The 8,523-nt window shown below is 47.3% G+C and carries 9 protein-coding genes; all 9 read right to left on the bottom strand.

Annotated elements, in window-relative coordinates:
• Positions 1-10 precede the first annotated feature (10 nt).
• Genes ACOCD2_RS07750 through ACOCD2_RS07790 form a run of 9 tightly spaced genes read right to left on the bottom strand, consistent with a single transcriptional unit; the run spans position 11 to position 8,383 of the window.
• On the bottom strand, positions 11-499 hold the full coding sequence (locus tag ACOCD2_RS07750) for a hypothetical protein (RefSeq protein WP_293652598.1): 489 nt from the start codon (positions 497-499) through the stop codon (positions 11-13).
• A gap of 2 nt (positions 500-501) precedes the next feature.
• Entirely contained in the window at positions 502-1,587 is a 1,086-nt protein-coding gene (locus tag ACOCD2_RS07755) for an ArdC family protein (RefSeq protein WP_305801384.1), read from the bottom strand.
• Between the two features lie 3 nt (positions 1,588-1,590).
• Entirely contained in the window at positions 1,591-1,746 is a 156-nt protein-coding gene (locus ACOCD2_RS07760) for a conjugal transfer protein TraD (protein ID WP_293701601.1), read from the bottom strand.
• A 1-nt stretch (position 1,747) separates the two neighbouring features.
• Entirely contained in the window at positions 1,748-2,875 is a 1,128-nt protein-coding gene (locus ACOCD2_RS07765) for an LPD7 domain-containing protein (protein WP_293679621.1), read from the bottom strand.
• Positions 2,872-4,758, bottom strand: coding sequence for a type IV secretory system conjugative DNA transfer family protein (locus ACOCD2_RS07770; protein ID WP_293644391.1), 1,887 nt, complete (start codon positions 4,756-4,758; stop codon positions 2,872-2,874). Before ACOCD2_RS07770 ends, ACOCD2_RS07765 begins: the two co-directional genes overlap by 4 nt.
• Positions 4,724-5,749 carry a P-type DNA transfer ATPase VirB11 gene (gene virB11 / locus ACOCD2_RS07775; RefSeq protein ID WP_305800616.1) on the bottom strand — a complete coding sequence of 342 codons (1,026 nt, stop codon included), beginning with the start codon at positions 5,747-5,749 and terminating at the stop codon, positions 4,724-4,726. Before virB11 ends, ACOCD2_RS07770 begins: the two co-directional genes overlap by 35 nt.
• Complete coding sequence (gene virB10, locus ACOCD2_RS07780; RefSeq protein WP_419595548.1) at positions 5,733-6,905, bottom strand: type IV secretion system protein VirB10; 1,173 nt, start codon at positions 6,903-6,905, stop codon at positions 5,733-5,735. Before virB10 ends, virB11 begins: the two co-directional genes overlap by 17 nt.
• A complete protein-coding gene (virB9, locus tag ACOCD2_RS07785; RefSeq protein WP_293652927.1) occupies positions 6,902-7,699 on the bottom strand; it encodes a P-type conjugative transfer protein VirB9 in 798 nt (265 codons plus the stop codon). The genes virB10 and virB9 overlap by 4 nt, the downstream gene beginning before the upstream one ends.
• A 3-nt stretch (positions 7,700-7,702) precedes the next feature.
• Positions 7,703-8,383 carry a virB8 family protein gene (locus ACOCD2_RS07790; protein WP_293644399.1) on the bottom strand — a complete coding sequence of 227 codons (681 nt, stop codon included), beginning with the start codon at positions 8,381-8,383 and terminating at the stop codon, positions 7,703-7,705.
• Positions 8,384-8,523 lie beyond the last annotated feature (140 nt).

The following is an 8,523-nucleotide window of genomic DNA, read 5'->3' on the forward strand; positions in this document are numbered from 1 at the left end:
CCCAGGTTCATCAATTATTAACATTGACATAAAAAGGAGCCTCCCCCCATAACTGCCCATTTTCATAGATTTTTATCTCCATGTCTGTTCTTGTGCATCCTTTTGTGCGTGAATCCTCTTCATCATCCAGCCCTGGCGCACAAAAAGAACCGGGAACCCAAGATTCCCCAACATCTTCCCATTCCATACAATCGATTCCATCAAGCGTAATTCCCTGATTCAAGCACTCCTTATGTGCGGGAATATAAGCAGAAACAGCCGTTGTTGCAGAAAAGTTACCGTCTTCAGCGCAACCCGAAAAAGGCGGCAAAGGCGGCTTTAGTTTATGTACCCGTTTGACCATCGCAGAATGCGCGGCAGCACAGCCCGATGGAAACCCACCAGGAAGGCAAATCCAGATAGCGCATTCATCCTGAGAAGCAGAAAAGACAGGGTTGTTGTAAGTTACAGCAAAGAAAGTTGACAAACCAATTGCAGTTAATAGGATTGTGGATTTCATCACTATCTCTCCAGTTCTTCTTCCTGGTCGTGGTAATGGTGTTGTACTCGCTGGGCGACGTTCTTGTTTACGGCGGCAATAAAGCGTTCAGCATCAGCCGGATTTTTAAAGCTACCGGCTAACCGTTGCGCGGCTTCATCAACCGAAGAAACAGGGGGTTCCTTTTTCGCTGATGCTTGAACAGTCGCGGTTTTTTTCTGTTCGCTGGATAGGATGTAATCCTTGATAGCTTCAGCGTCCCGTGCGGCACGGAGAATTTCCTTGGGATCATCCTGCAAGACCTTGATCCAGCTATTGACATAAGCGGCATGATTTGAAGGATCATGCCCTATGCCTAATTCATCCCCGACCATCAGGGATGATATTTCAGCGCGTAATTCTTCCTTAGCATATTTTTCAGAACCGAAAGAACCCGTCAAATCACGATCAAGGCGCGAGGGGTGTCCCGTCCAGTGACCAAGCTCATGCAGGGCAACGGCGTAATAGTTATCTGCCGTAGGGAATTGCTCTTTAGTGGGTAAATGGATTTTATCGGTGGAGGGACTATAAAAAGCGCGGTCTTCCTGGTCGTGGGAAATATTGGCCGCAGACGCGGCTAATATTTTTTCAGCGCGTTCATGTCGATCCCATCGAGGCTCTACTTTTTTAAGCTCAGGCAAGCCGTCGATTTGCTCGGCATTAAAGACGCTGGCAGAAAAAGCGCGGGGTTTATCAAGCTTGGTGGTTTGTTTGACCTTTTTGCCGTCTGCCCCAATAACAGGCTTACCATTGGCATCCCGTTTGATTTTTTCTTCCGTGAATTTCCAGTATTGAATCAGCGTGCCTTTTTCGCCTTTGCGAACCTGCGCCCCGATAGATTGCGCTTGTTTGTAAGTCATCCATCGAGGGTCTTCACGCTCCTGCATTTGTAACCAAAAGGCATTGCTACCTTTGTATCTTGCACCGGACACCGGATTATGCGGCATTGCCAAATTTCCAGGTTCCCAAGGCTTCTGAAAAGGGGCTGTCCCCTTTTTCAGTTGCTCAATGAGCTTATCAGCGACTTGCTCGTAATAGGGCTTTTTATAAGACTTTTGCGCACTGGACATTTATTAACCCTCCCTTTCAGATGCTTCTTTCGCATCTTGCTCTGAAAGCGCGGTTTCCTCAAATGCCCCCAGTTCTTGTGCTTCCTCCATGGTAACGGCAATGGTAAGGCTGGGATTATTGAGATTCAAAATAGCAACGGGATAGGTATCTGTAGGCATTTTATCGCTCCTGGGTAATTTCTTCATCGAGGGTTTGAACGGTCTCTTTGACCTTTATTTCAGGCTGGGGTTTGTTTTGTTCCACGTTGTCCGCGAGTTTTTCGCGGACACTTGAAACAAACCGTTCTTTTTGGTTGTCGGGTAATTGGTTAGCGACTTTTTCAGCCAAGGCTATTGCCGTGGCGGAAGGCGCAAGGTTGGGGTGTGTTTTTGCGATTTCCTCGGGTGATTTCTCCCGAATCGCTGTTGCTTCTATGCTGTTCTCAGTATGCGTTCCCCTGTCTTGCTGTAGTTTTTTTAATGCCGCTTTATCGGCATCGGTTGGGGAATAGCCTTTTGCTTCAATTCCCTGGGATTGTGCCTCTAGCCACACTTCGCGTTTAAACGACTCGGAGCCTTTTACCTGTAAATGACTCCAACCACGGGCGGCGGCAATTTCCACCATGTCTTTTGCCAAGGCGGTGGAGTCTAGCTTGGTTTTTAGCTTGTCTCCTGCGTCCTCAAAAGCAAGTTTTTCGGTCGCGTTGCCGTAATAGAACTTACCGTCCACTTCCACATACTTTTTCATCAACTTATCAGGCAGCAAGGGGGTTTTTTGATGTTGTTCGGGAACAATATCAAGGTTCGCGATTTGGTATTGACGGCCTTTTAAAGCGGCTTCCTCTGCCCTGGCTTTAGCGATTTCTTTTTTTTGTTCGCGCTCAAGCTGTTCCTGTTCTTCTTTATCTTGTATTTGGGTGGTTTTCTGTTCAGCGCGTTGTGCCTGAAAGCGTAGCTCACGCTCGTGGATAGTATGTAATTCCTCGTTGGCATGATTGACCTCGTAGCCTGCGCCGGCAAGTGCTGAGGCATCCCATAGGGCGGCACGTCTAGCGGGAGAAAGGTTGTTGAGTGATTGACTACCTGCACCACCAACGGTGTTCAGGTCTTTATCTGAAATCCGTTCATCGGCTAACTCAGCAAGTCGCTGTGCCTCTTCATCGGTCAATCGTTCGCCGCCTTGTGGCATGTTTTCAAGTTTGGCATGGAGTTTGTCATATTCAGATTGAACAGAATTATCTTTAAAAAGATCGCCTATTTCTTTGTCAAACTCAGGCGCAATTATTGGTTGTTGCGGCTGTTTGCTCATGCCGCTTCACCCGTAATTTTATTTAAAAAGTCATTTGCCATAGCTTCAAGTTCTTCGTCTGTTAAGTTTTCATTATCGGTTGGAATGGCAATACCGGAGAACTCACAAGAAAAATCGTCAAGAGTCATATTTTCGATATTTGCCACGTCTTCCGGCGTGACGGCACGGGTAACAGTGCGAGCGGCAATATCAATGACAGTGCCGGATTGTCGCTCTTTAATGGTCACTTCTGGTACGCCTGGGGGATCGAGAAGCCGCTGAGTGAACACGGGGTCTTCATAGTAGCGGATTTTAACCGCTTTAATGGGGGGGCAGTTTTCGAGAATGATAAGCGCCTTACGCGCTCCCAGTTGGGTGATCTCCTGGGGCAAGAGCAGGGCGCGGCGCTGGTCAGATTCGGAGTAAGACCGACCCCCACTGCCGGAAAGTTGCTTTGATCGAGAACGGCTTTTGACTGTTTCAAAACCCAACGTATTAGAAATTTCTTCCGCTATTTTGTGATCTTTGGGCGGGAACACAATACGCAAGGCGTGATTTTCCATAAAGGTGTTTGCCCCTTCAACACCGTAAAGCTTCTGATCTCGTAGCTGAGAAGGGGACTGGATGATGGGCAGTAGGCGCAGTCCAAACCCTGCAATGAATGAAACCCCTTTAAAAAGTGAATTCAAGCGCCCCAATGAGGTGAATTCGTCCATGAGCATTAACACCTGGTGTTTGTATTCGCTGTCGGGGTTTTCGTAGTCGGGGAGCTCTCTTATATTGAGATCAATTACCTGCTGAAAAAATAAATTAGTGATTGGTGCGAGACGATCCAGATCATCAGGGGTTATTGCCACATAGATGGACATGGCTTTTTTTCGCAGATCACGCAGATCAAAATCATTGGTTGAAGTTGCGGCATCAATGACGGGGTTTGCCCACAGTTCAAGTCGTGCTGTAAATGTTTTTCTGATGGATGAACGGGTATTTTTCGAGGTATCAAGATAATCATTGAAAGCGGATATACACTCCGAAGACAAAGGATTGCCTTGCTCTTCACGCTCCTTAAAGATTTCTAAATAGCGTTCAGCATCGCCAGATGTTGCCTGTCGGTAGATTTCGCCAAGGGTGACAGGTAAATCGTCTGTTTCCAGCAGATACAGCGTATACGCGAGAAACAAGGAACGACAAGAACCCGACCAGATGGGGTCAGAACCGTCTACATCCGGGTAAAGCATCCCACCTATTTTCTGAATATCGTTGATGCGAAAGTTTACATCATCGCTAATATAGAAAAGCGGATTCCAGCAATGGGTTTTATAGTCCCTGGGAGCAGGGTTGAATAGATAGGTTTGCTGTCCGTGTTTTCTACGAAAACCCGCTGTCAAATCCCAGTTCTCCTTTTTTATATCGAGGATGACAGCGGAACCTTTCCAGGCAAGCAGGTTCGGTATTACGATACCGACACCCTTACCTGAACGGGTGGGAGCCGCCATCAAAACATGCTCACTCCCGCCATGGATCAGGTATTTGTTTCTGTATTTTCCAACAATAATGCCATCCTCTGAGAAAAGCCCGGCTTTTTTGATGTCGGCTGCCACGGCAAATTTTGCGTCGCCATGCAAAGAGCGTTTTTTAGGCGTAAAAAACAGCGCCAAGGGCAGTAGAAGAACCCCTATAGCACCGAAAGCGGCTAACCCCATTTTAGACATGACGGCTTCATCGTCTTTATAGATGAAGTAGTAATCGTATAGGGTCATTAGGTTGGCGTTGTTGTAGTCCAGATTGACAAGCAACAGGAACAGCATTGCCGCAATGTATGCGAAAGCGGCGCAGAAAAGCAATATCCCTGAAACAACAATGAGTGCTTTAGCCCATTTGGGCGCGTTTGAATAGAGGATCATAGTATATTTCCGTGATTACTCGCTTTCTGTTGATAACTTTCATTTGTACGATGACATCAACGCACATGAAAAGCAGTTGTTTTATGTCCTGGCGGCTCATGGTGGAGCCTGACTGTGATTCTTTAAGGAAAAGCACCAGTTGTTCTATTGCCAGTTTCGCGCTGTTGGCGTGCATACTGGTAATCGATCCTGGGTGTCCAGAATTGACATTTCGGAGATAATAGAAAGCTTCGTCCCCGCGTATCAGTTCTGCAAGAAAGATGCGGTCTGGCTTCATCCGAAGGGAGCTTTCCAGTAATTGTTGCTGGTCAATTTCAGATACACCAAGCCCCCCGGCACTGTAAAACAGCGGCACCACATTCTGATGTGAGACGTAGATTTTCAGTTCATCCACATTTTCAATCGAAAGTAACCGTTCATCATTCGGTACCAAATTGATAAGGGTTTTCATCAGCGTGGTTTTACCGGAACCTGTGGAGCCGGAAACGATGATGTTTTGGCGCGAGGCAACCGCAAGTTCCAAAAACTCTTTGTAGCGTTTTTGTTGTTGAAGTTGGGTAAGTTGTTCTTCTTCAGGCGAAAGGTCTTCAGCCGAATCTTGAACTACATCAAAAGCGCCAGCGCGTTGGTAATCATCGAGGGACAATTCCACGTTGGATGGTTTGCGAATGGTAATTGATACGCGGTCACGGGGAACAGCGGGGCTTGTGACAAGCTGAACCCGCTCACCCGTGGGCAGTGTTGCTGAAACCACCGGGGTGACTTCATCTAATTTTTGTCCTGAATAGCTTGCTATATATTTGGCAAGGTGGCGGCATTTTTCAAGGGTGAGTTCTGGCAGTTCGTGGCGCTTCCAGCCCTTGCGTGATTCCGTAAAAACAACCCCTGGGGCGTTTATACAAATTTCGGTATTTTCGGCGTTATCAAGAAAAGCCGATAAAATTTGCAGGTTTTCACGCAAAGGACCGGAGGTGTCAGTTTGTAAGTTCAATGTCATACACTCCTCTGAAGTCCAGATCACGGGCGACAAAAATATTGATGTGATCGCCCTGGTTTTTCACCAATGTGGGTTTAATGCCTACGGAATCTTTCAGGACAATAGTAGCTATGTCCTCACTGGCTTTGGTTGTGTTTGAAAATTCGATTGAATCACCGTTAGTGTTGCCTGTATTCGCTAAGGCATAAGCGGAAAAATCATCGACCAAGGAAAGCAACATTGCCGCGCCAAATCGTTCCCAAAAATGGCGGTTGATATAGCCCGATAGCCCGGAGCGTCCGAGTGCGTCCGTGCCTGGGGAATCGAGGGAAACAATAACGCCGTTTGGCGTTTCTACCCGTGTCCAGATCACGAACAATCGAGCCTGTCCGCGTTGTAGGGAAGATTGGTATTCTCCGACTAATTTTGAGCCACGTTCGAGCAATAATAATTTGCCATCGGCTGAATATACGTCCCGAGACAAGCGGCAAGCGGTCATCCCTGGTACATCGCTAGATAGCGCGGTTTCTAACACACAATCTAAAAATGTCCCCTGGGTGAGCATGAAAGATCGATCTATGATGATCGATGCTTTCGAGCCTTTGAGGCGTGAAGGGGATAAACGAGCATCGAGGCTATCGGCTTCAATGGTGTCTCTCATGCCTACCAGCGTCGAAGTTCCCCCGCCCCGATTGCCGTTTCCATGGTTCATGGTTACAAAAGGCGACGCACCCGAATTACTGCCGACTTTCGTCGCAAATAGGTCAGATTTGCGTTTGCGCTCTTCCGGTGTAATCGGTTTCTTAGTGGGTTTTTGCGCCCGTAGGATTGGTTGGGGTCGTGGGATATAGATTGGCACAGGTTCGTTCTTTTTTGGGGGTTCCTGAGCCACCACAGGCGTGGGAGCGGGTTGCTCCCGTGGCGGCGGTGGCGGTGGGTTCGAAAGAGGGGGCAGGATGCTACTGACGCGCCCCTGCTGTTGTACCACTTCAGGGGTTTTGTCGCCAAAACCACCATTAACCCAAATCAGGGCAACCCCGGCAATAGCTGATACTACCAGTATGCCTAGGGTGTTCGCCCCTTTGGGTCGTTCTCTGTTGAGCGAAGGAAAACCTCGCTCGGCCTCTTCGTCCTGGATTTCAGCTTCCTCTGTTGGGTTCTTGTCGCTCATTGCTTGATTACTCGCTGAATATCGGGGTCTGTGGAGCCTGTGCTAGCCCCTTGCTGTTTGCGTTGATAGCCCTTGTTGACGATACAGGCCACATTTTCCCCGCGACGCAATACCAAGCGTTTAAAGACTTTGTGGAGAATTACCGTATTGTCCTTAATATGGATATTGATAAGACTTTCTTTTCCATGTTCATCCTCCATAAAAAAGGCAGGAAGGTCTGTGCCTGGGGCAAACTCAAGATAGGTAAAGCGGTTGTCGTCAAATGCCTGCTCTGGCGCAATGGATGCACTGCCCTTGATCCAGTAATTCCAATTGCTGGGAGAAATCGGGTCTTCATCGGTGAGCTTTTGTTTAAGCAATTCCATTTTTTTTACATCGTCGGCTTTTGATTTTTTTTCGTCGGGGTAATCGAAATCAAGCTGAAAAAGCATTTGTTTTGCATCTGGGGTTTCTGCCTCACTTGCCAACAACAAAAAGTTGTACGTCCGTTTGTTGGTTAAAACGGTCATATTGGTGTCGGCTTTATTCGCGGTTGGCTTAATAAACAGATGGTTGGCTGTCTTGGCAGTTTTCCAGGCATCCTTATCACCGAGAACCACTTTATCTACCAACTCAGTTGCACCAAATTGAATGTGTGTTGAAAAACCGTAGTGGCTGTGAATAATAATGACTTGGGCAGGGTTGTAATCGACAGAAGTAATCCGATAATCAAAGCCGTTGCTTTTAGGTACTTCAGCGGCATTGAGCATCGCAGAGAACGCAATGAGTAGAACTATCGAAAATGTGTTTTTCATAGTTTATTCTCCAACAAACTCAGGATCATTACGGTAATCATCCACAATGAACCCCAATGGACTTATCAAGCGGTCTTCAGGCGCCATTTCCGCGTTGGTGTATGAAAAGGTGATGGTTGCCGCCCAGTGGGAAGGCGGGTTCCGTTGTCCCGCTCTTTCCACAAGTTTTGTATAGCGCACGATAGCCACATTTTTTGATAAGAAAGTTATCAGGCGAATCTTGACAGTGACGCTTGCGCTGTTTCCGTAAACACGAACAGGGGCTTTTTCATTTCTGTCTGGATCGGTGTATTCAGCATATTGCTGTGATACTTTTTGAGAAGACATTAGCCCGACCGCATAACGGTCACTCTGCAATGTTGGGATCAAATAGCGTTCCCTGATCCTGATATATTTTGAGAGAAAATACTTATCGACTACCTCAGAATAGTCCCGGTTTTTCGCATTCTCCAAGCCAGCGACCACATCTACAATGCCTGTCGTGTTGTCCACCCGTAACACGAACGGTTTAACGGTTTTAAGGGGTGTGAGTGCTGCCACGGCAAACACTGCCGCTATTGCCAACACCGTGGCGATAGCCGCAACCCACCAAGCGCGAGATTCCGATTTTTTCGCGGATACAAGCCTATCTGTTTCCCAGCTTGCCGCGTCCCGGTACAAATCCTCTTCTTTTGTCTTTTTCATTGGTCAATTACTTTTAATCCATTATTTTCAATATTTAATTGAATATTCATTTTGTTATCTTCTGAAGATACCGAAACAGCGGGATAAAGCGATTTGTCGTTAATCATCCTCAGTGGTTCGGCTGGGTCGCACTGTGGTGG

The organism is Thiolapillus sp. (assembly GCF_048562965.1).
GTDB classification, from domain to species: domain Bacteria; phylum Pseudomonadota; class Gammaproteobacteria; order Chromatiales; family Chromatiaceae; genus Thiolapillus; species Thiolapillus brandeum_A.

What these genes read in the sequence shown, in the direction of transcription:
- ACOCD2_RS07750 (WP_293652598.1), bottom strand. Translation starts at nt 499, where the DNA reads ATGAAATCCACAATCCTATTAACTGCAATTGGTTTGTCAACTTTCTTT.
- ACOCD2_RS07755 (WP_305801384.1), bottom strand. Translation starts at nt 1,587, where the DNA reads ATGTCCAGTGCGCAAAAGTCTTATAAAAAGCCCTATTACGAGCAAGTC.
- ACOCD2_RS07760 (WP_293701601.1), bottom strand. Translation starts at nt 1,746, where the DNA reads ATGCCTACAGATACCTATCCCGTTGCTATTTTGAATCTCAATAATCCC.
- ACOCD2_RS07765 (WP_293679621.1), bottom strand. Translation starts at nt 2,875, where the DNA reads ATGAGCAAACAGCCGCAACAACCAATAATTGCGCCTGAGTTTGACAAA.
- ACOCD2_RS07770 (WP_293644391.1), bottom strand. Translation starts at nt 4,758, where the DNA reads ATGATCCTCTATTCAAACGCGCCCAAATGGGCTAAAGCACTCATTGTT.
- virB10 (WP_419595548.1), bottom strand. Translation starts at nt 6,905, where the DNA reads ATGAGCGACAAGAACCCAACAGAGGAAGCTGAAATCCAGGACGAAGAG.
- virB9 (WP_293652927.1), bottom strand. Translation starts at nt 7,699, where the DNA reads ATGAAAAACACATTTTCGATAGTTCTACTCATTGCGTTCTCTGCGATG.
- ACOCD2_RS07790 (WP_293644399.1), bottom strand. Translation starts at nt 8,383, where the DNA reads ATGAAAAAGACAAAAGAAGAGGATTTGTACCGGGACGCGGCAAGCTGG.